The organism is Erythrobacter sp. Dej080120_24, from assembly GCF_036322605.1.
Lineage (GTDB): Bacteria > Pseudomonadota > Alphaproteobacteria > Sphingomonadales > Sphingomonadaceae > Erythrobacter > Erythrobacter aurantius.
Genome location: NZ_AP027262.1, coordinates 2753144 through 2777376, shown reverse-complemented (window position 1 = coordinate 2777376; position 24233 = coordinate 2753144). Strand labels below are relative to the sequence as shown.

At 63.5% G+C, this 24233-nt stretch carries 21 protein-coding genes; 6 read left to right on the top strand and 15 right to left on the bottom strand.

Annotated features, from left to right (window positions below; genetic code table 11):
* Nucleotides 1-315 precede the first annotated feature (315 nt).
* Nucleotides 316-1770 (bottom strand): NAD-dependent succinate-semialdehyde dehydrogenase, encoded by a 1455-nt coding sequence (locus tag AABA34_RS13380; protein WP_338303014.1) that lies wholly within the window; start codon nt 1768-1770, stop codon nt 316-318.
* A 318-nt stretch (nt 1771-2088) separates the two neighbouring features.
* On the opposite strand from AABA34_RS13380, the gene ald reads away from it, so the two are divergent.
* Nucleotides 2089-3171 carry an alanine dehydrogenase gene (ald, locus tag AABA34_RS13375; protein WP_034954967.1) on the top strand — a complete coding sequence of 361 codons (1083 nt, stop codon included), beginning with the start codon at nt 2089-2091 and terminating at the stop codon, nt 3169-3171.
* The gene (locus AABA34_RS13370; protein WP_338303013.1) at nt 3161-3757 is read left to right on the top strand and encodes a GNAT family N-acetyltransferase; all 597 of its coding nucleotides are present in this window, start codon (nt 3161-3163) and stop codon (nt 3755-3757) included. Before ald ends, AABA34_RS13370 begins: the two co-directional genes overlap by 11 nt.
* 3 nt (nt 3758-3760) lie before the next feature.
* On the opposite strand, the gene AABA34_RS13365 is transcribed toward AABA34_RS13370, so the two are convergent.
* The 10 genes from AABA34_RS13365 to tsaD form a co-directional block, all read right to left on the bottom strand.
* Nucleotides 3761-4771, bottom strand: a complete 1011-nt coding sequence (locus AABA34_RS13365) for a fumarylacetoacetate hydrolase family protein (RefSeq protein ID WP_338303012.1) — start codon at nt 4769-4771, stop codon at nt 3761-3763.
* Nucleotides 4768-5412, bottom strand: a complete 645-nt coding sequence (gene maiA, locus AABA34_RS13360; RefSeq protein WP_034954965.1) for a maleylacetoacetate isomerase — start codon at nt 5410-5412, stop codon at nt 4768-4770. The genes AABA34_RS13365 and maiA overlap by 4 nt, the downstream gene beginning before the upstream one ends.
* On the bottom strand, nt 5412-6626 hold the full coding sequence (locus AABA34_RS13355) for an acyl-CoA dehydrogenase (RefSeq protein ID WP_407931951.1): 1215 nt from the start codon (nt 6624-6626) through the stop codon (nt 5412-5414). The genes maiA and AABA34_RS13355 overlap by 1 nt, the downstream gene beginning before the upstream one ends.
* Nucleotides 6627-6712: 86 nt before the next feature.
* A complete protein-coding gene (locus tag AABA34_RS13350) occupies nt 6713-7048 on the bottom strand; it encodes a phage tail protein (RefSeq protein WP_338303011.1) in 336 nt (111 codons plus the stop codon).
* 90 nt (nt 7049-7138) lie between these two features.
* On the bottom strand, nt 7139-7510 hold the full coding sequence (locus AABA34_RS13345; RefSeq protein WP_034954997.1) for a response regulator: 372 nt from the start codon (nt 7508-7510) through the stop codon (nt 7139-7141).
* 91 nt (nt 7511-7601) lie between these two features.
* Nucleotides 7602-8183 carry a helix-hairpin-helix domain-containing protein gene (locus AABA34_RS13340; RefSeq protein ID WP_338303010.1) on the bottom strand — a complete coding sequence of 194 codons (582 nt, stop codon included), beginning with the start codon at nt 8181-8183 and terminating at the stop codon, nt 7602-7604.
* An 85-nt stretch (nt 8184-8268) separates the two neighbouring features.
* The gene (locus tag AABA34_RS13335) at nt 8269-10005 is read right to left on the bottom strand and encodes a vWA domain-containing protein (RefSeq protein ID WP_445083736.1); all 1737 of its coding nucleotides are present in this window, start codon (nt 10003-10005) and stop codon (nt 8269-8271) included.
* 124 nt (nt 10006-10129) lie between these two features.
* Nucleotides 10130-11644: a lipopolysaccharide biosynthesis protein gene (locus AABA34_RS13330; protein WP_338303008.1), complete on the bottom strand. Its 1515-nt coding sequence runs from the start codon at nt 11642-11644 to the stop codon at nt 10130-10132.
* A 53-nt stretch (nt 11645-11697) separates the two neighbouring features.
* Nucleotides 11698-12705 carry an NAD(P)H-dependent glycerol-3-phosphate dehydrogenase gene (locus tag AABA34_RS13325; RefSeq protein ID WP_338303007.1) on the bottom strand — a complete coding sequence of 336 codons (1008 nt, stop codon included), beginning with the start codon at nt 12703-12705 and terminating at the stop codon, nt 11698-11700.
* Nucleotides 12702-13772 carry a tRNA (adenosine(37)-N6)-threonylcarbamoyltransferase complex transferase subunit TsaD gene (tsaD, locus tag AABA34_RS13320; RefSeq protein WP_338303006.1) on the bottom strand — a complete coding sequence of 357 codons (1071 nt, stop codon included), beginning with the start codon at nt 13770-13772 and terminating at the stop codon, nt 12702-12704. Before tsaD ends, AABA34_RS13325 begins: the two co-directional genes overlap by 4 nt.
* A 44-nt stretch (nt 13773-13816) precedes the next feature.
* On the opposite strand from tsaD, the gene hemC reads away from it, so the two are divergent.
* The 3 genes from hemC to AABA34_RS13305 all read left to right on the top strand — a co-directional run bounded on the left by hemC (nt 13817) and on the right by AABA34_RS13305 (nt 16462).
* The gene (gene hemC / locus AABA34_RS13315) at nt 13817-14755 is read left to right on the top strand and encodes a hydroxymethylbilane synthase (protein ID WP_338303005.1); all 939 of its coding nucleotides are present in this window, start codon (nt 13817-13819) and stop codon (nt 14753-14755) included.
* A 2-nt stretch (nt 14756-14757) separates the two neighbouring features.
* Complete coding sequence (locus AABA34_RS13310) at nt 14758-15444, top strand: uroporphyrinogen-III synthase (RefSeq protein WP_338303004.1); 687 nt, start codon at nt 14758-14760, stop codon at nt 15442-15444.
* Nucleotides 15445-15508: 64 nt separating this feature from the next.
* Nucleotides 15509-16462: a hypothetical protein gene (locus AABA34_RS13305; RefSeq protein ID WP_338303003.1), complete on the top strand. Its 954-nt coding sequence runs from the start codon at nt 15509-15511 to the stop codon at nt 16460-16462.
* 1 nt (nt 16463) lies between these two features.
* Here AABA34_RS13305 and AABA34_RS13300 read toward each other — a convergent pair whose 3' ends face one another.
* Nucleotides 16464-17690 (bottom strand): FAD-dependent monooxygenase, encoded by a 1227-nt coding sequence (locus tag AABA34_RS13300; protein WP_338303002.1) that lies wholly within the window; start codon nt 17688-17690, stop codon nt 16464-16466.
* 100 nt (nt 17691-17790) lie between these two features.
* Here AABA34_RS13300 and AABA34_RS13295 point away from each other — a divergent pair, with 100 nt between their 5' ends.
* Complete coding sequence (locus AABA34_RS13295) at nt 17791-19902, top strand: protein-disulfide reductase DsbD family protein (RefSeq protein WP_338303001.1); 2112 nt, start codon at nt 17791-17793, stop codon at nt 19900-19902.
* On the opposite strand, the gene AABA34_RS13290 is transcribed toward AABA34_RS13295, so the two are convergent.
* Genes AABA34_RS13290 through uvrB form a run of 3 tightly spaced genes read right to left on the bottom strand, consistent with a single transcriptional unit; the run spans nt 19885 to nt 24188 of the window.
* On the bottom strand, nt 19885-20463 hold the full coding sequence (locus AABA34_RS13290) for a hypothetical protein (protein WP_338303000.1): 579 nt from the start codon (nt 20461-20463) through the stop codon (nt 19885-19887). The genes AABA34_RS13295 and AABA34_RS13290 overlap by 18 nt on opposite strands.
* The gene (locus AABA34_RS13285) at nt 20460-21962 is read right to left on the bottom strand and encodes a S10 family peptidase (protein ID WP_338302999.1); all 1503 of its coding nucleotides are present in this window, start codon (nt 21960-21962) and stop codon (nt 20460-20462) included. The genes AABA34_RS13290 and AABA34_RS13285 overlap by 4 nt, the downstream gene beginning before the upstream one ends.
* A 33-nt stretch (nt 21963-21995) precedes the next feature.
* Entirely contained in the window at nt 21996-24188 is a 2193-nt protein-coding gene (gene uvrB, locus AABA34_RS13280) for an excinuclease ABC subunit UvrB (RefSeq protein WP_338304744.1), read from the bottom strand.
* Between the last annotated feature and the right edge of the window lie 45 nt (nt 24189-24233).

Genomic DNA, 24233 nt, shown 5'->3' with positions numbered 1-24233 from the left:
TCGGCCAAGATTCTTGCCAGATTGATGAGATATCGACTCAGTTTTCCACAGGAAGCGTGTTAGTTTTACCACATAACAAATCGCGAATCGGGGACGCGACCTATGGAACGACCGACTTTTGTATCGTCGGGCCCAGATGCAATGGGCCGAACTGTCTGCTTTGGTGACGAGAATTCACGCCGTGCGCGTTACGGGCGAATCCGCCCCATGCCGCGCAAGGACAGCTTCACCAGCAAGTTGCTGAAGCTCGTTTCGCTTCGTTGATCGAACGAGGCGGCCGCCTCCAATATCGGCGCCTCTAACCGACTGCCCTGATCACGGCGCCGCCTTGGCGACCGTGACCAGTTTCGTCTCGGTATAGCCGAGATACCCTTCGACCCCGCTTTCCGATCCGAAGCCGCTGTCGCCCGTGCCGCCAAACGGCGTTTCGGGTGAACCCACGGCGAAGTGGTTGATCGCGACCATCCCCGCCTTCAGCGTGTTGCCCAGATAGTGGCTTTCATCGAGCGACGAGGTGAAGGCATAGGCGGCAAGGCCATAACGCAGCGAATTGGCGATCCGCACCGCGTCCTCGATGTCGTCATAAGGCACGATCCCGGCCACCGGCCCGAACGGTTCCTCTGTCATCAGGCGGCTGTCGGCGGAAGGATTGGCGATGACGGTGGGTTCGAAGAAAAACCCCTTGGGCGCGTTCATTGCCCGTCCGCCGGTAACGACCTCGCCCTTTTTTCCGCCCAGCGAACCCATCAGATCCTGCATTGCGGCGACGCGTCCGGCGTGGGCCAGCGGCCCCATCTCGACGCTGTCATCGACGCTGGCGTCGCCCACCTTGATCGCCTGCGTGCGGGCAGCGAATTCCGCCACGAAGCGATCATAGATGCTGCGGGCAACCAGAAAGCGGGTGGGGGAGACGCAAACCTGCCCGGCGTTGCGGAACTTGGTGGCGGCACAGGCCGCGACGGTGCGTTCGAAATCCGCGCTTTCGCCGATCACCACGGGAGCATGGCCGCCCAGCTCGGCGGTGAACCGCTTGAGATCCCTTGCCGCGAGCTGGCCAAGGTGGCGACCCACCGCGGTCGATCCGGTGAAGCTGACCTTGCGGGTGACGGGGGAGGCGATGAGATGTTCGGAAATCATCGCGGGATCGCCATAGACGAGGTTGATCGCGCCAGCCGGAACGCCCGCCTCGACAAAACATTCAACCAGCATCTGCGCCGTCGCCGGGGTGGTTTCAGCCGGCTTCAGCACGCAGGAACAGCCTGCCGACAATGCCCCCGCCAGCTTCTTTGCGGGCAGGTTGATCGGGAAATTCCACGGCGTGAACAGCATTGCCGGGCCAATCGGTTCCTGCGTCACCCGCTGTTCGAGCAGGCTGTGGCTGCGCACCGGAACAAGCCGGCCGCCCTGACGCTTGGCCTCTTCGGCAAGGAATTCGATCAGGTCCGCCGCCCCGGTGGTTTCGCCCAGCGCCTGCGCATGCGGCTTGCCCATTTCCAGCGTCATCACGCGGGCGATGCCTTCGGCCCGTTCGCGCAGCAGCATGGCTGCGCGCTGGATGATGCGGAAGCGTTCGATCGCGGGGGTGGCGGCCCATTTGGGGAAGGCCTCTCCCGCAGCGGCCAGCGCCGCGTCAAGCTGTTCCTTCGAAGCCTTGGGCGCGCGGCCCACTTCTTGTTCATTGGCCGGGTTGATCACCGGCATGGAGCCTTCGCCCCCGCTTTCGACCCATTCGCCGCCGATCAGCATCTTGATTGTGGGGTAAGCGGTCATGGGGGTTCTCCTTGCACTATTCCGAATTGTTGCGGCTGCGAATGAAGTTGACAAAGCCGACACTGCGTCAAGCGTCCAGATCGCCACCAAGGCACTGATATACTGAAAGTAAATGTGCTCTTGGGGCGGTTGACACTTATCCTAATCTAAAAAAATTCCAGGGGTCTTTCCGGCAGTTTTCCAATGCCACAGGCCAACCCCTGTAGGAAAGCGGGTGTCTCTCAAATGCGAAGCCGCTCCGCAACCCTGTTTGTTGCAATTGAAACTTTATTGCGCATGGCGTAACGCGTTCCCACCCTCATTCCCCAGGAGAGAATCATGCTCGTCGGTGTGCCCAAGGAAATCAAGAACCACGAATACCGTGTCGGCCTGACCCCGGAAGCCGCGCGCGAATACGTCACCAATGGCCACCGCGTCATCGTCGAAAGCGGTGCCGGGCTGGGCATCACCAAGACCGACGATCATTATCGCGCGGTGGGCGCCGAAATCGTCGACAGCGCAGAGGAAGTCTTTGCCCGCGCCGAAATGGTGGTGAAGGTGAAGGAACCGCAGCCCAACGAATGGGTGCAACTGCGCGAAGGGCAGATCCTGTTCACCTATCTCCACCTCGCGCCCGATCCCGATCAGGCACGCGGCCTGATGGAAAGCGGCGTGTCGGCGGTGGCTTATGAAACGGTGACGGACGCGCATGGCGGCCTGCCGCTGCTCGCCCCGATGAGCGAGGTTGCCGGGCGGCTCTCGATCGAAGCCAGTGCGCAGGCGAGCCACAAGAACAACGGCGGGCGGGGTATCCTGATGGGCGGCGTCCCCGGCGTGCTTCCCGCCAAGGTCGTCGTCATCGGCGGCGGCGTTGTCGGCACGCAGGCTGCGCGGATGGCAGCGGGGCTGGGCGCGAATGTCGAGATTCTCGACCGTTCGCTGCCGCGCATCCGTATGCTCGACGACATGTTCCAGGGCCGCGTCACCACCCGCTATTCCAACGCAGGCACGATCGAGAATGCGATCACCGATGCAGACGTGGTGGTTGGCGCGGTGCTCATCCCCGGTGCGAGCGCGCCCAAGCTGGTGACGCGCGATATGCTGGGCCTGATGCAGCCGCGCGCGGTGCTGGTCGATGTCGCGATCGATCAGGGCGGGTGCTTTGAAACCTCAAAGCCGACCACGCATGAAGAGCCGACCTATCTGGTGGACGACATCATCCATTATTGCGTCGCCAACATGCCCGGCGCTGTGCCGCACACCTCCAGCTATGCGCTCAACAATGCGACGCTGCCGTTCGGCCTCGCGCTGGCAAGGCACGGGATCGAAGCGTGCGAGCGTGATCCGCACCTCAAGCCCGGCCTGAACGTGCATCAGGGCAAGATCGTGAACGAAGCGGTGGCCGAAAGCCTTGGCTTCTGACGATCTGACCGTCGAGGCACTGACCGGGGTGGCTATCGCTCCGGCCATCCCGGCTCTGGCGCAGCTGCGTATCCGCGTCTTTGCCGAGTGGCCGTATCTGTATGACGGCGATCTCGCGTATGAGGAGGAATACCTCAGCGAATTTGCTGCGGCGCCTGACGCCGTTCTGGTGGTCGCCCGCCACGAAGGGCGGATTGTCGGCGCGTCCACCGCGTCACCGATGGCGGCGCAAGCAGGCGAGATCAGGGATCCCGTCGCAGCCGCCGGGTTCGACACTTCCGCGATCAGCTATTTCGGTGAAAGCGTGCTTCTACCCGAATATCGCGGGCAAGGGCTGGGCCATGCCTTTTTCGATCATCGCGAGGCCGCAGCCCGCGCTTGCGGCCTGAAAACTGCCATGTTCGCTGCAGTCATCCGGCCAGAGGATCATCCTTCAAAGCCGCAGGGATATCGCCCGCTGGACACATTCTGGCGGGGGCGCGGCTATGCCCCGGTCAAAGGGTTGATCTGCAATCTCGCATGGCGAGATCACGGCGAGGACGCCGAGACGCCCAAGCCGTTGCAGTTCTGGAGCCGCGCGCTTTAGCGGTTACGCCTCAACCACGGTCTGTTCGATGCTGCCGAAGATCGAATGGTTATCGGCATCGCGCATTTCGACCTTCACCGTGTCGCCCGGTTGCATGAAGGGCGTTTTGGGCGAACCGTTATAGATCGTTTCGATCATGCGGATTTCGGCGATGCAGGAATAGCCAAGCCCGCCTTCGGCCACCGGTTTGCCCGGGCCGCCGTCCGCGCCCTTGTTGCTGATCGTGCCCGATCCGATGATCGATCCCGCGCACAGGCTGCGCGTCTTGGCCGCGTGTGCCACCAGTTGCGCCATGTTGAAGGTCGCATCGACGCCGACATTGGCCCGGCCGAAGGGTTCGCCATTGTAATCCACCATCAACGGCAGATGGATGAGCGAATCCTTCCACGCGTCGCCCAGTTCGTCCGGCGTGACCGCGACGGGGGAGAAAGCGCTGGCGGGCTTTGACTGGAAAAAGCCGAAGCCCTTGGCCAGTTCACCGGGGATCAGGCCGCGCAGCGACACATCGTTCACCAGCATCACCAGCTTGATGTGATTGGCGGCATCCTCGACGCTAACGCCCATCGGCACATCGTCGACGATCACCGCGATCTCGCCTTCCATGTCGCATCCCCATGCGACATCGCCCAGCGGGATCGGGCTGCGCGGGGGCAGGAAACCGTCGCTGCCGCCCTGATACATCAGCGGATCGTGGTAGAAGCTTTCAGGCACTTCGGCATCGCGCGCCTTTCGCACCAGTTCGACGTGGTTGATATAGGCGCTGCCGTCTGCCCATTGGTATGCGCGGGGGAGGGGCGAATGCGCCTGCCGTTCGTGGAAGCGTTCGCACGGCACCGCCTCATGCTCGACATCGCGGGCCAGCACTTCAAGCTCGGGCGCGACCCGCGCCCAGTTGTCGAGCGCGGCCTGCATCGTCGGCGCGATGTATCCGGCGGCGCAGCAGCGGGTGAGGTCTTTCGACACCACCACCAGCCTGCCGTCGCGGGTGCCGTCGTTGAGCGTTGCGAGCTTCATGCGTTTCTCTCCGGGGAATCGTTCTGTTTATCGGGGTGGGCGCGCTGGAACGCGGGCAGGGCGAGGCAGGCGGCCTCGATCCGCGTGATGCGCGGGTGCAGCGTCAGATCGTAATGGAACCGGCGCGCGTTGTAGACCTGCGGGATCAGGATGCATTCGAAAATGCCGGGCTTGTCGAACAGGAACGGCCCCGCATCGAGCTGCTTGAGCCGCGCCTCCACCGGATCGAGCGTGCGCTTGAGCCAGTGGCGATACCAGTGATCGATCACGCTCTGCGGGTGGCCCAGCGGCTTCTTCAGGTATTTGAGGACCGGCAGGTTGAGCGGCGCATGCAGTTCGGTGGCGATGGCGTATGTCAGCTCGCGCGCGGTGTAGCGGTCTTCGATGGTTTGGGGCAGCAGCGGGTTTTCGGGATAGGCTTCGTCCAGCCACTCGATCAGCGCCATCGATTGCGCCCGGTCACGCCCGTCCGCTTCGAGCATCGGCACCGATCCGAAAGGGTTGCGGCTGGTGAAAGCGGGGTCTTTCTGCCCGTCTTCGAGCAGGTTGACGCCGACGTTCTCGTACTCAAGCCCCTTCAGCTCCAGCGCGATGCGCAGGCGGTAGGAGGTCGAGCTCCGGTAATATCCGAAAAGCCGCATCAGAACGCCGCGATCCCGGTAATTCCGCGGCCAAGGATCAGCGCGTGAACATCGTGGGTGCCTTCGTAAGTGTTCACCGTTTCGAGGTTCACCGCGTGGCGGATCACCTGGTATTCCTCGGAAATGCCGTTGCCGCCGTGCATGTCGCGCGCCGTGCGGGCGATATCCAGCGCCTTGCCGACATTGTTGCGCTTGACCACGCTGATCATGTCGGGCGCGAACCGCCCTTCGTCCATCAGCCGACCGACGCGCAGGGACGCCTGCAGACCCAGCGCAATATCGGTGAGCATGTCGGCGAGTTTCTTCTGATACAGCTGCGTTCCCGCCAGCGGCCGCCCGAACTGCTTGCGATCAAGCCCGTATTGGCGTGCGGCGTGCATACAGAATTCCGCCGCGCCCATCGCGCCCCAGCTGATGCCGTAACGCGCGCGGTTGAGGCAGCCGAACGGGCCTTTCAACCCCTGCACATTGGGCAGCAGCGCGTCGGCGGGCAGCTTCACCTCGTCCATCATGATCATGCCGGTGGTGGAGGCGCGCAGCGAAATCTTGCCTTCGATCTTGGGCGCGGACAGCCCCTTCATGCCCTTCTCAAGGATAAATCCGCGAATGCCGCCGCCGTGTTCCTCGCTCTTGGCCCAGACCACGAAGACATCGGCGAAGGGCGAGTTGGAAATCCACGTCTTGCTGCCGGAGATGACGTAACCGTCCCCGTCTTTCTTGGCATAGGTTTTCATGCCCGCAGGATCGCTGCCGGCATCGGGTTCGGTCAGGCCGAAGCAGCCGATCAGTTCGCCGCTGGCGAGGCCGGGCAGGTATTTGCGGCGCTGTTCCTCCGATCCATAGGCATAGATCGGATGCATCACGAGGCTCGACTGAACGCTCGCCATCGAACGGTATCCGCTGTCCACCCGCTCGATCTCGCGGGCGATCAGGCCATAGGCGACATAGCTGGCGCCGGCGCCGCCGAACTCCTCAGGGATGGTCGCGCCGAGCAGCCCTGCCTGACCCATCAGCGGGAACAGTTCGGGGGCGGAAACCTCGTTGCGGAACGCCTCGATCACGCGCGGTTGCAGCTCGCTTTGCGCAAAGCCGTGCGCCGCATCGCGGATCATCCGCTCATCCTCGGTCAGCTGGCTTTCGAGATCGAACGGGTCTTCCCAGTTGAACGGGACGATTCCGGCGGTCGCAAGGTCGGGTGACGAGGGGGCGTGCACTGGTTACTCCTGAAACTTTCTGTTCAGTCAGCTTTCGCAGGTGCGCGTATCCTTCGCAAGGGGCCTTTGCATGAGTTTGCGGGTCATCAACTGCGCGAGGGGAAGATGCCCTCCGTCACGACGCAATAACGCATCGGGATCTGATCACCATTGCTGGTCCAGGATACCATTGCATGGCGCAGATCCGGCAGTCCGAAAGTGGTACGCCCGTCGCCGCCATAGGTGATGCCCAGCAATGAAAAGAGCGCGGTGTATTCGCGGATCTGGAGCAGGCGGCCATCGGCGGGCAAAGTGCCGCGCGGACAGAAATTTCCGCCAAAGACGAACACTTCGGCAAGGTATCCCTCGCGCGCCTGTGCAGGACTGGCAAGGGTCAGCGTGGCTGCGGCAGCAAGGCACGCGGCTGCGATCCGTTTCTTCATGGTGAAATCCTTCCTGTTTGTTCGCCACGGATTGTGGCCCGAACGGGAAGGGGTTTTCAACGCCCCTTTGGGGAAAAGTTCCTTGAGCGATCAGTCCGCCAAGGCGGCGCATTCCTGCAGCGCTTCCTTGACTGCGGCGATCACTGCCGATGGCGGGCAGGGTTTCTGGAGCGTCCGCGCAGAGGGGAAGTGCGCTTTCACCTGCTTGCTGGAATAGCGGCCCGAATGGAAAATGATCGGCACTTGCTCTTCGTCCAGCACCCGTGCCAGCGCGAAGACATTGCCGTCGCACAGGTCGATATCGAGGATGGCGAGATCGGGCTTTTCCTTCTGGAAGGCGAGCATGGCCGATGAAATCCCCGCGTGCGGCCCTTCAACTTCGAACCCGGCTTCCTCAATAGTATCGCACAGGTCGAAGGCGACGATCATTTCGTCTTCGGCCACCAGAATTTTCTGGCTCATGTCACTCTCCCTGAACATGCCGCGCTTTTACCACACGGTCAGGAATGTAACGCTGGCCTGACGGAATGGTTCCTCAGGCGTTGCAAAATGATCAACCGTCGCGGCCGAACTTCTCGGTAAAGCCGGCTTCGTCACCTGCGGCCAGCAGCTTCGCCTGTTCAACCCATTGATCGCGCTCGATCCGGCCCTTGAACCGGCCCAGCGTTTCGTCGATCCGGGCAACATCGGCATCGCTCCACGCGGCAATCTGGGCATAGGTGGTGATGCCCTGTTCCTTGAGCATGGTGACAAGCTTTGGCCCGACGCCCTTGATCTTCTTGAGATCGTCCGCCTCGCCCGTCGGTGCAGGAGCCGGGGCAGGGGGCGGTGCAGTCGTCGGGGTGACAGCCGCACCCGCTTCGGCATCGGCGCTGGCGGTGGCTGCGGCAATCGCATCGGAATTGGCATTGGTCGAAGTCTGCCCGACATCACGCGCCACCGCCGCCGGGGCGTCGATCAGCGCCTGATTGCGGGCCGCAGGGCTTGCTCCTTCGTCGAGAACATCCTTCGCGGCGCCTTCATCGCGGATCACCTTGGTGCGGCGATTGGCGCGCATGAACATCCAGATCGCGACGGCGAGGAATACGACCCCGAGGGCGATCAGAAATGCGGCTTGGGCGGTCTGGGGCGACATGGTGGCTCCTCATGCGTGAATCACTGACGAGCCCGCCCTTTAGCAGCAGCGGAGCAGGGCGCAAAAGCGCCCTGTGCATGTGGTGTCAGCCGCCGCCCCGCATTCCGGCAGCCAGCTGGTTCAACTCGAGGAATTCCTGCCTCCAGAAATTGTTCTGCCGTCCGGCCAGCGCGCCGATATCGTCATGGGTGAAGCCCATCATCAGCTCGTCGCCGCGTAGAACCTGTCCGAAAGCCGCGACCGCCGCGGCAAAGGCAAAGTCGCCAGACGGAGCGCGGGCGTTGAGCAAGGCGTCGCTCATCACAACCGTGTCGATAAGTTCCGAAGTGTCGCTGTCAGGCAATTTGAAGCGCAGCTTGATATGCGCGGCCTCCGCCATGCGGCGCAGCGCCTCACCCGAAGGCCGGTCTTCATACCGGCGCGGGGCGATCCAGCCCTTCGTTCCGGCGGGCACGACTTCGTAAATCGCGGTGACCTGATGCCCGGCACCGATATCGCCTGCATCGACCTGATCGTTGTTGAAATCCTCTTCGCGCAGGGCGCGGTTTTCATAGCCGACAAGCCGGTATTGGCTGATCACCGCCGGGTTGAATTCGACCTGGATCTTCACATCCTTGGCGATGGTGAACAGGGTGGATGACATTTCATCGCCCAGCACCTTTTTCGCTTCGAGCGCGCTGTCGATATAGGCGTAATTGCCGTTACCCTTGTTGGCGATCTGCTCCATCATCGCCTCGTTGTAATTGCCCTGGCCAAAGCCGAGCGTGGTCAGCGTGATGTCGCGATCACGATAGCCTTCGATCATTTCGATCAGCGATTTGTTGTCCGACACGCCGACGTTGAAATCGCCATCGGTGGCAAGGATGACGCGGTTGACCCCGCCCTTGATGAAATTGTCCTCGGCAATGTTGTAGGCCAGTTGCAGGCCCGCGCCCCCGGCGGTCGATCCCCCGGCGGAAAGCGATTCCAGCGCGGTGCGGATCTTGCGCACGTCATTGGTGGGTTCGAGCACAAGGCCCGCTGCCCCGGCATAGACCACGATCGAAACGCGATCCTGCGGGCCAAGCTCACCCGCAAGGCCGGAAAGCGCGGTCTTCACCAGCGGCAGCTTGTCGGGTGAATTCATCGATCCTGACACATCCATCAGGAACACGAGGTTCGCCGGCGGGCGTTCCTCGCTGTCGATATCATAACCGCGCAGGCCGATGCGCATCAGATAGGTGTCCGGGTTCCACGGCGTTTTCGCGACATCGGTGGTGACGCTGAACGGCACCTCGCGGCTTTGCGGACGGTCGTAATCATAGCGGAAATAGTTGATCATCTCCTCGGTCCGCACGGCGGCCTGTGGCGGCATCTGGCCCTGCGTCAGGAAACGGCGGGTGTTGGCATAGGCACCCGTGTCGACATCTACGCTGAAAGTGCTGACGGGCTCGTTCGCGACGAGTTTGACGGGGGAGACTTCCTCACCCGCATATTGCTCGCGGCCCGGATCGGTCGGGACGACGACGGGCGGAACGATATAGGCCGGTGGCGGGGGAGCCATTGCAAGCTCGGCATTCCCGCGCACCGCACCGGTGCGGTTTCCGCGTCGGGGTGAGGGGGATGATTGGACCCGCGATCCCGTCACTACGACGGTGCTCGCGTCTGCTGCCGGTGGTGGCGGGGGAGGCGGCGGAGGTGGTGGCGGCGGAGGTGCTTCGGAGGTCTTGCCCGGCGCGCTGCCGGTGCTGGCCATGTCGCCCTGCGGCGTGCAGCCGGCGATGATCAGACCCAATACGAATACACCCGAAATTTTCAGGTGAGCACGCTTCAATTGCCGCATATCCAGTCCCCGTGATTTACCCGCGGCAAAAGGGCGACTCGGCGCGTTAATCGTGACTGAACGCGCTGTTAGGGTTGCGTAAGCTGGGGTGCGAAGCGTCCCGAAAAGCCCGGAAATGCAAGGGTCAGCGCGGCTTGGCGGTGCTTTCTGCGGCTTCGAGAATTTCTTCGGGCAGATTGGCGTTCTTGCGGAACAGCACCTTGTCCGCCTCGGTAAAGCCGCGTTTCCAGATGACCCACATATAGACGAACAGGATCGCCGGACCGCCGATCGCCAGTTCGACCCATTCGGGGGTGAATTCGGTGAAGACGAAGCCCACCACCACCGCCGGGGCAGCGGCATAGACGAGCGCCCAGCGCCAGTTGGATACGGGTGCATTCAGCAAAGTCTTCAGCACCAGCGCCTTGACCAGACTGGATACGGCCAGCGCCACGAACAGCGCGCCCGCCGCGCCTGCCGCCTGAAAGCCTTCATTGTATCCCAGATGCTGCGCCAGCAGGATGAACGCCACCGTCAATGCCCCTTGCAGGGTGATGACGCCCACCGAAATCGCGAGGTTTCGTTTGCGCGCGATATAGACCAGCACGCTTTCGGACACGACCGCCATCGATGCGATCACCTCTGCCGCCAGCAGGATCGCCAGCGCACCGGTGCCTCCGACAATCGCCGGCCCGGCAAGCCCCATCACCGCCTCACCCGGGATGGCCAGCATCAATGCAATCCCGACCTGAAGCGCGATGATCCAGAAACCCACCTGCCGCACCTGCGCGGCGATGGCTTCCATGTTGCCGATCTTCAGGTTCTTGGTGATGACCGGGGAAAGGATCGGCTCGAAACTGGTTTTCAGCTTTTGCGGCAGGCTGACGACTTCCTTGGCGAACCAGTAGATGCCGACGGTCCCCGCCGAGGTGAACTGGCCAAGCAGGAACACGTCAAGCAACCGCGTGCCCCGCTCGATCACGTCCGCACCCACCAGCGGCAGGGCGCGGGCCGTCATCTTCATCAGATATCGCGGACGCGGGCGCCACGCCTTGGGCAGGCCATAGGTCTTCAGGAACGACCATGCGGCGGTGAACAGCGCGGCATAGATCGCCGCGAGAAAGGCAAGTGCGATGCCGCCTCCGGCCAGCGCGGGGATAAAGAAGAAGGCGGCGACAAGGATCGATTTGGTCCACGGCTCCACCACGGCGCGGGCGCGGACGGTTGTGGCAATGTCATAGCGATAGGCCTGCGCGGCAAGCAGGATCTCGGTCAATGCGAAGGCCGGGATCGCCGCGATCATCCACATGTCGAATTCGCTGTTGGTGCCGCTCGGGAAAATGATCACCGGAAACGCGATCAGCAGCGCGCAGGCAGCAATCGAGAAAACGAGCGAGGTCAGCATCCCGTCAAAGACGAGATTCGTAGGCGTGTCTTCGTGGTCTTCCGCCCCTTCGGTCAATCGCTGCGCCAGTCCGCGCTTTTCACCCAGCGAACAAATCAGCGCGAAGATTTCGATCACGACAAAGGCGGCGGCGAACCGGCCCATTTCGTCGACGCCGTAAAGGCGGAAACCGACGAACAGGAACGGAATGCCCCCCAGCAGGCGCAGGATGAAGCCGAGCGTGTTGGTGCGCCCGCCCTTGGCCAGTGTGGCCATGTCGTCTCCGCCCTTGTCGGGGCGGGGGTTGTCTGGGGGCAGGGTCGCCACGCTCAGGAAATGTCCGACTGGTCGCCGGGCAATTCGGCGGTGAGCGGGCGGGCGAGCAATTGCGCGACGATGGCCTTGGGTGCGGCGCCGTTCAGGATAGCGTTGACGGCGGCGGTGATCGGCATGGCGATCCCGCGTTCGTGCGCCAGCGCGGCGAGCACTGGGGCGGTATGCGCGCCTTCGGCCACGGTGGTGCGGTCTGCCATCAGTTCGGCGGCGCTCCGGCCTTCGCCTAATGCCTTGCCGAGCGAGAAATTGCGGCTGGAGGTGGAGGAGCAGGTCAGCACCAGATCGCCAAGGCCGCACAATCCGCTGAGCGTTTCGACCTGCGCGCCCATCGCTTCGCCAAAGCGCAGCATCTCGGCATAGCCGCGCGCGATCAGCGCTGCGCGGGCATTCTGGCCAAGACCCAGCCCGTCAACCACGCCGCAGGCGATCGCCAGCACGTTCTTGATCGAACCGCCGATTTCCGCGCCGGTCACATCGTCTGAGTAATAGGGACGAAAAGCGGGCCGTGCGATCACCGGGGAAAGCCGTTCCCACTGTTCGCGCCCGCCCTCGCAGGCGAGGGTTACGGCGGTGGGCAGTCCGGCGGCGACTTCATGCGCGAATGTCGGGCCGGAAAGCACCGCAATCGCGCTGCCCGGCGTGGCGGCGCGGGCGACATCGTTCATCAGCAGGCCCGATCCCGCTTCGATCCCTTTCGAACACAGCACCAGATCGCGTGGGGGCTGGCTCAGGCCGCCCAGAACCTTGCCCAGCACCTGCGCGGGGGTGACGACCAGTACTGTGTCGATCCCGGCCATCTCACCCAGATCGCCGGTTGCCCGGATCGCGGGCGAAAGATCGGCGGACGGCAGATAGGCCGGATTGCGGTGATCGCTGTTGATCGCGGTGACGACTTCGGTTTCGAACGCCCAGATCAGGACATCGCGCCCGTCGCTGGCGAGCATTTGCGCCAGCGCCGTGCCCCATGCGCCTGCTCCGATAACTCCGACAGTTCCGCTCATGCCTTCACTCCCGCACCGCGCACTGTTTCCGCTTCCGGATCAAGCGGCCAACGCGGCCGCGCTTTCAGATCAAGCGGATCGCCTGCGAAATCAGCGTCATGCGCCAGTCTTTCGCAACCTGCCCAGGCGATCATTGCGGCATTGTCGGTGCACAGCGCAAGTGGTGGAGCGACAAAGCGCATCGCGTTCGCCTGCGCCAGTTCCTCCAGCGCGCCGCGCACGCTCTGGTTCGCGGCGACACCGCCTGCGACGACGAGCGCGGGGAATGTCCCCGCCTGATCCAGCGCGAGCCGCAGCCGGTCAATCAGGCAATCAATCGCTGCCTGCTGGAAACTGGCGGCGATGTCGGCGGGTTTGTGTTCGCCGCTTTCATGGGCGCGCAGCACTGCGCTTTTCAGGCCGGCAAAGGAGAAATGCGGTTCCTTCGATCCTTTGAGCGGGCGGGGCAAAGGCACGGCTTTGGAATCGCCTTCGCGCGCCAGCCGCTCCACCGCCGGGCCGCCGGGATAACCAAGGCCAAGGATCTTCGCGGTCTTGTCGAAGGCTTCGCCCAGCGCATCGTCGATCGTCGTGGCGAGGCGGCGGTATTGCCCGACACCTTCGACGCCGAGGATCTGGCAATGCCCGCCCGAAACCAGCAGCAAGAGATAGGGAAATTCCAGTGCAGGATCGGCCAGGCGCGGGGAAAGGGCATGGCCTTCGAGATGGTTGACCGCGATCAGCGGCTTGTCCGCCGCCATCGCCAGAGCCTTGCCGCTGACTAGTCCCACCATCACTCCGCCGATCAGTCCCGGCCCGGCGGTGGCGGCAATCGCATCGACCTGGTCCAGCGTCAGCCCGGCATCGTCCATCACCGCTTCGAGCATCGGGGCAAGCCGCTGCGCATGGGCACGCGCGGCAATCTCAGGCACGACCCCGCCATAGGGTGCATGCTCGGCTTCCTGGCTGGCAATGCGCTGCGCCAGAATGCGCCGGTCCGCTGTCACAAGCGCGACGGCGGTTTCATCGCAGCTGGATTCAATTCCCAGTACGATTGCTGCGTCAGACTTGTGCGATACCGATCCCATCGCGCTTCCATCTAGTCGCTGTGGGGGCTAGGGCAAGCTTAGCCATGAATAACACGCCCAATTCCGACGTCCGCATCCGCCTTGGAACGCGCAATTCTCCGCTTGCGATGGCGCAGGCCATCGAAACCCGCCAGCGGCTTTGCGCCGCTCACGGCTGGGCCGAGGATGAGGTGGAGCTCGTGCCTGTCCTTGCCAGCGGGGACAAAGTGCTCGACCGCCCGCTCGCGGAAATCGGTGGCAAGGCGCTGTGGACCAAGGAACTGGACCAGTGGCTTGGTGATGGCCTGATCGATGTCGCCGTGCATTCGGCCAAGGATGTCGAGACGATCCGGCCGCCGGAATTCTGCTTTGCCGCGTTTCTCCCGCGCGCGGACCGGCGCGATGCGCTGGTCGGCGCGGCGAGCATTGCCGATATTCCGCAAGGCGCGGTGGTCGGCACCTCTGCTCCGCGGCGGGCATCGCAATTGCTCAATCTGCGCCCTGACTGCCGCGTCGTGATGTTCCGCGGCAATGTCGCGACCCGTCTGGCAAAGCTTGAGGCAGGCGAAGCCGATGTGACTTTCCTTGCCGCTGCGGGGCTGGAGCGGCTGGGGCAGAGCGAAGTCGGTTCTCCGCTTGCCGTGGACGAATGGATACCCGCTGCCGCGCAAGGCGTGATCGCGATCGAATGCCGCGCCGATGATGAGGCGACCAAGGCTGCGCTTGCGGCGATCGACGATCACGGCACGCGCTGCGAGCTTGAAGCAGAGCGCGCGCTGCTCGCCCAGCTTGGCGGCACCTGCCATTCGCCGGTTGCGGTGCTGTGCCAGCCGGGAGGGGAAGGGCTGGTGATGCGCGCCGCGCTGTTCAGCCCTGACGGTTCCGAACGTGTCGAGGGCGAAGTCCTGTTCGATCCGCTCGATCACGCGCCGGTAAGGGCGCTGGCGGCTGACCTGCTGGCGCGCGCAACGCCGGGGATCAGGCCGCATTTCGGCGGGGCGTGATATTGCCCCGCGCGAGAGGATATGTGCTGGTTGTAAGGCCCGAACCGGGGCTTTCCGCCACAATCGCCGCGGCGCAGGAAATCGGCCTTAACGCCATTGGCTATCCGCTATCGGAGATACGCCCGCTCGATTGGGAATGCCCCGATCCCGGCGCGATCGATGCGCTGTTGATCGGCAGCGCCAACGCCATCCGCCACGGGGGCGAGGCGCTGGAACGGCTCAAGGACAAACCCGTCTATGCAGTCGGCGAAACCACCGCTGATGCCGCACGCGAAGCGGGGTTCGAGATTGCGGGTGTGGGTAGTGGCGGGCTGCAGAAAGTGCTCGACGCAATCCCCGCCCCCGCACGGCTGCTGCGCATTGCCGGGGCGGAACATGTGCCGCTTCTTCCCCCTGCCGGGGTACATATCCACACCGTGATCGCTTATGAAAATGTAGCGCTGGAACTGCCTGAACCGCTGCGGCCATTGCATGATCTGGGGCTGACCGTGCTGCTTCATTCGGGGGCTGCGGCAGAGCAATTCGACCGTGAAAGCAGACGTTTGGCCTTGCAGCGCGACCGGATCGAACTGGCGGTGATCGGCCCACGGGTTGCTTCATCTGCGGGTAAGGGCTGGCGCGCTATCCACGTCTCGCCCGCGCCGAATGATCGGGCTTTGCTGGAAATGGTAGGAAACCTGTGTCTATAACCATGCTTGCCCAACTCGACGGGAAAAAACTCGCAATGTGGGTCGCACAAGATACGGATTTTTGATGGCATCTAAATATGGCAGCCGCAGGAAGCCGAGCTCTACAAAGGGCTTGCTTATTGCTGCGCTGGCCTCGTTTCTGGCGGGCGGCGCGCTGGCGGGATATGTGGTCTACTACAATCTCAACGCTGATGATGAGACGCCGCTCGTCTCCAGCAGCGGCGCGGCAGAATTGCCCGATGTGCCGCTGGTGACAGAGCCTTCGGCTTCGCCAAGTGTGGGGGTTACCGCTTCACCAAGCCCGCTGGCCGAAGCGGTGGCCGCTCTGGAAACCGGCGATGCAAACGGCGCGGCGCAGGCGGTTCGCAATGTCGCAGAGCAACAGGGCGGGCTGGATCAGCGGCTTGCAGCGGCGGAGCAGCGGCTCGCGCGGCTCGATCTTCAGGCACAGGCGGCAGCAGGCAATGCGGCCCGCGCAGAAGGCCTGCTGATCGCTTTCGCCACGCGCCGTGCGGTCGAACGCGGGGCTGAACTGGGATATCTCGCCGATCAACTGCGGCTGCGGTTTGGCGATCAATGGCCCAATGCCGTCAGCACCATCATCAATTTCGCGCGTGAGCCGATCCGGATCGACAATCTGACGGCGCGGCTCGATGGGCTCGGCCCTGATCTCGTGCAACGGCGCGAGGGCATGAGCTGGGCGCGATTGCAGCGGGAACTGGGCGAACTCTTCGTCATCCGCCGCGAGAGCACGCCGTCACCCCAGCCCGAACGGCGGCTTGAGCGCGCGCGCATCGCGCTGGAGCAGGGACGCTACCAGAACGCGATCGACGAAATTCGCGGGATGCCCGGTGCGGACAAGGCCGACGCATGGATTGCCGATGCCGAAAGGTTTCGCGACGCGATGCAGGCGCTCGAAGTGATCGAGACGGCGGCGGTGCTTGATCAGAGCGGACTGCGCGACGGAGCAGGCAATGTCGTGCGTCAGCCAAGCCCGGTCGAACAACCCGAAGGCTAATTCAGGCTTTCAGCAGTTCCGGCAGATCGCCGGAGATACCGCGCGCTTCATCCATGAAGAACGTCTTGAGCATCGGAGTGCGCTGCACCGCCGACATGCCGAGGCGCCGCACCGCGCTTGCGGTCTTGCCTGGAACGCCGAACAGCCATGTAAGCCCGTCGGTCGCCAGCGCGACCATGAAGCTGTCGAGCCCGCGCCAGTTTTCATACCTTTTGAGCAATTGCGCATCGCCCGGATCCAGCCCGAGCCTTGCGCCATCGGCGAGCACTTCAACCAGAGCGCCGACATCGCGCAGGCCGAGGTTCAGCCCCTGGCCGGCAATCGGGTGCAGGCCGTGTGCGGAATCGCCGATCAGCACCAGCCGTTCGGCGGTGATCTTGGCGGTGTGGTGGAACCCCAGCGGCCAGCTTGAACGCGGGCCGACGCTGGTGATCTCGCCCAGAATGTCGCCCATGCGTTTCTGCACCTCGGCCAGAAACGCGCGGTCGCCCAGCTTGGTGACGGCCTTTCCATCCTCCTCCGACACAGTCCACACCAGCGAGCAGCGATGCGTGCCATCGGGATCGTCGTTCATCGGCAGCAGGGCAAAGGGGCCTGCGGGATAGAAGATTTCCCATGCGACATTGTCATGCGGCTTGGTGTGAGTAAGCCCGGCGATCACCGCGCTGTGCTTGTAATCCCATTTGGCGATGGTGATGCCTGCCTCGTCGCGGGTGGGCGACTGGCGGCCTTCGGCGGCGACCATCAGGCGCCCCTTCAGCTTGCGCCCGTCGTGAAGCACCGCCGCCACGCCGAATTCGCTACGTTGCCGTTCGACGATCTCGGCCTTGGAAACCCAGTTGATCAGCGGTTCCTCCGCCGCCGCTTCGAACAGGGCGAGGCGCAGGCGGCGATTGGGGAACATCCGGCCCAGCGTCCCCTCGTGCGGTTCCGGGGTAAAGTCGATCCGCCCCGGCTTGTTCTGATCGGTCACCGCGATGCTGGAGATGTCGCAGGCAAAGGGTTCGAGATAATCGGCGATCCCGATATTGGTGAACAGGTGCCAGCTGGCGGTCGAGATCGCGGTGGCGCGATCGTCAAAGCCTTCGCGGGTCAGTTCGGCAGGGTCTGCGCGGTCGATAACATGGCTGGAAATGCCCTGCTTCGCCGCTGCCAGCGCCAGCGCCATGCCGACAAGGCCGCCGCCAAGGATCAGGAGATCGCGGGTTTCTGAATCTGCTTGCGCCATAATTTCCAAGGTAACCCTTCAACCAGACTTTGCGGAAAGCCATATGCACCGCTAGTGCCGCTCCTACGTTGACCTGACGCAAAGAGGCAAGCCACAGATAATGGACTTCGCTGCAATCCGGATTGCATCGCGCGAAATCTGGCTCGCGAGAATGGGGGCGATATTCGCCGTTCTTCTGGCTGCCTTGCTGGCAGGCGGAGCTTTGGCGCAGGATTCCGCCACCCCGCGCGAGGCACGCTATGGCGATGACAACATCGCGGTGGAACTGCTGGCCGATGGCGCGCCGCGCGCCGGACAGGAATGGATGCTGGCGCTGCGGTTCCTCCCGTCGAGCGAGGAATGGCACGGATACTGGTCCAACCCCGGCGACGCGGGGCAGGGGATGCAGCTGCAGCTTGACCTGCCCGAAGGCTGGGAGATGGGCACACCGCTGTATCCGGTGCCTGAAACGCTGGTGCAGCAATTGCCCAACAGCGCGATCATGAACCACATTTACAAGGGCCCGCATACGGTGCTGGTTCCGGTGAATGTGCCTGATGACGCGGTGATCGACGGACTGCCGCAGGTCACGGGTCATGTCGAATACCTCGCCTGCACCGACAAGATCTGTGTGCCGCAGGACGCGGTGCTGTCTGCCGGGCAGGGCGGAGATTTTGCCCGCTGGCGGGCGGAGATCGCGCCGCTGCTGGATGCAACCGGCACCTTCGAGATTTCAGGCGGCATACTGCGGATTTCTGTGCCGTTGCCCGAAAGCGTCGCGCTGGCCAAGCCGCACCTCTTTGTCTCGCAAACGGGCCTTGTCCAATATGCCGCCGCGCAGACATTCCGCCGCACCGGCGATGCTCTGGTGGTCGAAATGCCGCTTGACCAATATGGCACCGGAGAGGCGGAGGCGGTTTCGGGCATCCTCGGCTTTGATGCGAAAACCGGGGTGCGGTTCGAAGCGGTCCAAGGCGATGTCCCCACGGGCGGCGAATTGATCGCAGGACCTGTGGGCCTCGAAACCCCGCCGTTGTGGACGCTGATCCTCGGCGCGCTGATCGGCGGGCTGATCCTCAACATCATGCCCTGCGTCTTCCCGATCCTGAGCCTCAAGGCGCTGTCGCTGGCGCGCGCCGGGGGCAGCGAGGCTTCCGACGAACATCGGGCGCGCAGCGAAGGATTGGCCTACACCGCCGGGGTCGTGCTGGCCTGTGTGGCGCTGGGCGGGATCATGCTGGCGCTGCGTGCTGCCGGGGAACAGGTCGGCTGGGCGTTCCAGTTGCAGGAGCCTTCGGTGGTGATCGCGCTGCTGGTGCTGGCCGCCGTCATCACCGCCAATTTCGCCGGATTGTTCGAATTGCCGAGCGTGGACACCGGCAATGGCGCAGGGCGCGGTGCCTTTGCCACCGGGCTGCTGGCCGCGGTCGCCGCGACACCGTGCACCGGGCCGTTCATGGCCGCGGCGCTGGGCGCGGCCTTGCTGCTGCCGACGCCGCTCGCCTTGATGCTGTTTGCCATGCTCGGTCTGGGGCTGGCCCTGCCGTTTCTTCTGATCGGCTTTGTCCCCGCGCTGCGCCGGATGCTGCCCAAGCCGGGGGCGTGGATGGACCGGTTCCGCAAGATCATGGCGATCCCGATGGGGCTGACCACGCTCGCGCTGATCTGGCTGACGGTGCAGCTTGGGGGCAAGGGCTTTGCGCTGTTCGCGCTTGTCATGCTGTTCGGCGTGCTGCTGGCGCTGGCCGTAGTCGGTCGCTTGCAGAAAGCGGGCAAGATGGCGTGGCCCGCATTCGGATTGGTGGCCGCGCCGTTCCTGATCTTCGGCGCCTTTGCGCTGCCTTACAGTTACGAAGCGGGCGGCGGAGCGTCGGCCAGCGAAAGCCTGCTATCCCCGCGCAGCTTCAGCCGCGATGCGCTGGCCGAGGCGCGCGCTTCGGGCAAGCCGGTGTTCGTGTGGTTCACCGCCGACTGGTGCGTCACCTGCAAGGTCAACGAAAGCGTCGCGATCGAGCGCGAGGCGACCCACGATGCCTTCGAACAGGCAGGGGTGATCGCGATGGTCGGCGACTGGACTGTGCGCGACGAGGAAATCACCGGCTTCCTGAATGAACAGGGCGCGGCGGGCGTGCCGCTTTACCTGTGGTATGAACCGGGTGAGGAAGGCGAGCAATTGCCGCAGGTTCTCACCCCCGACATGCTCACCGAACGCGCATCACGGGGCCGTCGCTGACGCTTCGGGTTCGGGCAGTTCTATTTGCGGCGGGGGATCATCGCCCCGGCACCGCGCCACCATATCCCACGCGGCGAGGCTGGGGTTCAGCGTCACCATTCCCGCGCCCGGCACCGTCAGAGTGACCTTGCGCGGCCCGGCCAGCGGTTCCCAGCGGCTGTCCGCGGCCAGATGCGTGCCCTGCCACACGCTGCGCCCGTTCATGTCCGTCGCATCGACGGGCAGGCGGCCGATATGGCCATTGCCCACCAGCGCCAGCATCGCGCCTGCGCCTTCATCGGCGGGGGCAAGCCGGGTGATGACCAGCTTTGGCAACTGGCTTTCGGCATCGACGCACTCGAGCGCTACCTGCGCCGCTTCGCCCGGAATGCCATAGATGATGCGCCCTTCGACATTGGGACTAAGCGCCCAGACGGCACCTTCGAAATCGGGGGAGGCGATCGGTTCGGATGCCGTGACGGCCTCCTCCTCCGCCATGCCGCGCGCCAGATCGGCGTCGGTTGGCGGGGGCTGGCACCCGGCCAGCGCCCCAAGCAGGACGATCGCTGCTGCGTATCTCATCGGGCGCGGATGAACGCCCTGAGATCGCGTGACAGCTTTGCCCGGTCTTCATCGCGGATATACATCATGTGGCCCGCGTCATAATATTCGTAGGTGATCCGATCCTGCGGAATGCCAAAGCGGTTGAGCGAATATTCGGCCCCGAAGAACGGCGTGGCAAAATCATACCACCCTTGGGCGTTGAACACGCGGAGCTGCGAATTCTGGCGCATCGCCTGGCCGATGAAGGGCGCGACGTTGAGATAGGCGTTGCGGCCCCTGCCGCCCAAAGACCAGTCCCACGATGCGCCTAGGCTGCCGATTGACTGGTATTCGCGATCCGTCTCGAAACCGAGGCCTTCGCGCGCCCATTCGTTGATCGCGGCGGTGTAGCCTGCGTCAATGCCATAGAAGCTGGGGTCGCTGTCCGGCGTTTCCCCGGCGTTGTCGTAATCGACCCCGGTGTAGCGCGCATCGAGCCGCCCGATTGTCAGCCCGCGATCACGCAGCAGCTCCTTGTAGAAACGCTGCGAAGTGACACGCAGGTTGGCCTGTTCCAGATATTGTTCCGAAAGCCCCGTCAGGCGAGCAAGCTCGCGCCGCACGCTCGCGCGTTCGTCTGCGGGCAGGTCCTGCCCCTTCAGCAACGCGGTCGCAAACGGGCCGATAGCGAAACGGCGCGCCTCTTCGGCGATGGCTTCGACCGATGGCGCTTCGACCTTGCCGTGATACCACGCCGCTGCCGCCATGTTGGGCAGGGTGACGATATAGGCCATCTCATTGCCCGGAGTGGGCTCGCGCCCGGCGAAATCGAGGATGGTCGAAATCAGGATCAACCCGTTGAGGCCGACATCATTGTAGGTGCCGCCTTCCAATTCATCGACGACCATCGCGGTGCGGCTGGTGCCATAGCTTTCCCCGCCGAGGTATTTGGGGCTGTTCCAGCGGCCGTTGTCGTTGATCCAGCGGCGGATCACTTCGGCAACGGCACGGGCATCCTGCCGCAGCCCGTAATATTTGCCCGGATCGGTCCCCTTGGTGAGATAGCTGAAGCCGGTGCCCGGCGGATCGATGAAGACAAGGTCCGCGACGTCGAGCAGGCTGTCGGGATTGTCGAGCAGCGGATAGGGCGGCGCACCATCGTCGCGCGCATCGCTGGGGATCGCCACCCGCTTCGGCCCGAACGCGCCCATCTGCAACCACACCGATCCCGATCCCGGCCCACCGTTGTAGATGAAGAACACCGGGCGCGAGGTGTCGCGCGGGCTTTTGACATAAGAGGTGGTGACGATCACCGCTTCCTGCTTGCCGTCATCACCGCTCAGGATCGTTTCGGCGATGGTCGCGGTGTAAGGCACGCGCACTCCGCCAAAGGTCCCCGCGAGTTCGCGTGAACGGGTTTGCGGGGTGATCGTCGCGGATGGTGAGGCCCCTTCCGAATGCGCCTCGGCAATCAGCGGAGCGGGCATGGTGGTGGCAAGCAGCGAAGCCGTCAAAGCGGCAAGAATGCGTGTTTTCATGGCAAGCGGATTGGCACCAGTCCCGCTATCCGGTCAAGGTTTCCCGCCCATCTTCTTGTATCGGGTCTTGCCATAGCGCGTCTTGCGCGTACCCGGCTTGCCTTCGTTGCTGCGTCCGACGATCGGGGCTTTCTTCGCGCCGTCGGGCAGGCCGAGTTCGTCGTTCTCCAGCCGCCGGATTTCGTCGCGCAAGCGTCCGGCTTCCTCGAATTCGAGGTTCGCCGCCGCTTCGCGCATCCGCTTTTCGAGGTCTTCGATGTAGCTGCGCAGATTGTGGCCGACCAGATTGTTGACCCCTTCCTCGATCTCCACCGTCACCCCGTCCTGTGCAGCGGAATGCGCGACGATATCGTGGATGTTGCGCTTGATGGTCTGCGGGGTGATGCCGTGCTCTTCGTTATAGGCCTGCTGCTTGGCGCGGCGACGGTCGGTTTCGGCCATGGCGCGTTCCATGCTGCCGGTGATGCGATCGGCATAAAGGATCACGCGCCCGTCAACGTTGCGCGCCGCGCGCCCGATGGTCTGCACCAGTGATGTTTCCGAGCGCAGGAAGCCTTCCTTGTCCGCGTCGAGAATGCAGACAAGACCGCATTCGGGAATGTCGAGCCCTTCGCGCAGCAGGTTGATCCCCACCAGCACATCGTACACGCCCATGCGCAGATCGCGGATCAGTTCGATGCGTTCCAGCGTCTCGACATCGGAGTGCATGTAGCGCACCCGGACACCCGCCTCGTGCATGAATTCGGTGAGGTCTTCGGCCATGCGCTTGGTCAGCGTGGTGACAAGCGTGCGATAGCCCTTCTTCGCGGTTGCCTTGCATTCCTCGATGCAATCCTGAACCTGATCTTCGACCGGCCGGATTTCGACCGGCGGGTCGATCAGGCCGGTGGGGCGGATGACCTGTTCGGCAAAGACACCGCCGGTCTGCTCCATTTCCCAGTTTCCGGGAGTCGCCGAAACGCAGAAGGTCTGCGGACGCATTGCGTCCCATTCGTTGAACCGCAGCGGGCGGTTGTCGATGCAGGACGGCAGTCGGAAACCGTATTCGGCCAGCGTCAGCTTGCGGCGATGGTCCCCGCGCGCCATCGCCCCGATCTGCGGCACCGTCTGGTGGCTTTCATCGACGAACAGCAGCGCGTTTTCGGGCAGGTATTCGAACAGGGTCGGCGGCGGTTCACCCGGTAGACGTCCGGTGAGAAACCGCGAGTAATTCTCGATCCCGTTGCAACTGCCGGTTGCCGCGATCATCTCGAGGTCGAAGTGGGTGCGCTGTTCCAATCGCTGGTGTTCGAGCAGCTTGCCCTCGGCCTCCAGTTCCTTGAGCCGTTCGGCCAGTTCGAATTTGATCGCCTCGCTCGCCTGCTTCATCGTCGGGCCGGGGGTGACGTAGTGCGAGTTTGCATAAACCCGCACCTTGTCCAGCTTGGCCCCGGTCTTGCCGGTCAGCGGATCGAATTCGGCAATCTCTTCAATCTCGTCGCCAAAGAAGCTGATGCGCCATGCCATGTCTTCATAATGGCTGGGGAACAGTTCCAGATTGTCGCCCCGCACCCGGAAACATCCGCGCGTGAATGCCGCATCGTTGCGCTTGTATTGCAGCGCCACCAGCTTGCGGATCAGTTCGCGCTGGTCGACGACCTCGTCCTTCTTGATGTCGAACACCATCGCCGAATAGGTTTCGACCGAGCCGATGCCGTAGAGGCAAGAAACCGAGGCGACGATCACCACGTCATCGCGTTCGAGCAGCGCGCGGGTGGCCGAATGGCGCATCCGGTCAATCGCCTCGTTCACGCTCGATTCCTTCTCGATATAGGTGTCGGAGCGGGGCACGTAGGCTTCGGGTTGATAGTAGTCGTAGTAGCTGACGAAATACTCGACCGCGTTTTCGGGAAAGAAGCTCTTCATCTCGCCATAAAGCTGCGCGGCGAGGATCTTGTTGGGCGCAAGGATCAGCGCCGGGCGCTGCAATTCCTGGATGACGCTGGCCATGGTGAAGGTCTTGCCCGAACCGGTTACGCCCAGCAGCACCTGTGTCTGCTCGCCATCGCGCGCACCTTGAACCAGTTCGGCAATCGCGGTCGGCTGGTCACCGGCGGGTTCATAGTCCGACACCAGCTTGAATTTCTTGCCCGGCATCGATTTTTCGGGGCGCACTGGGCGGTGCGGGGTGAAATCCTCCCCTGTTTCGGGTTCGTCCAATCCGCGTCTGATCACCAGTTCTGCCATGACTGCGGATATGGTCGGCAAGTTGCGGCTTGTGAAGCACCGATC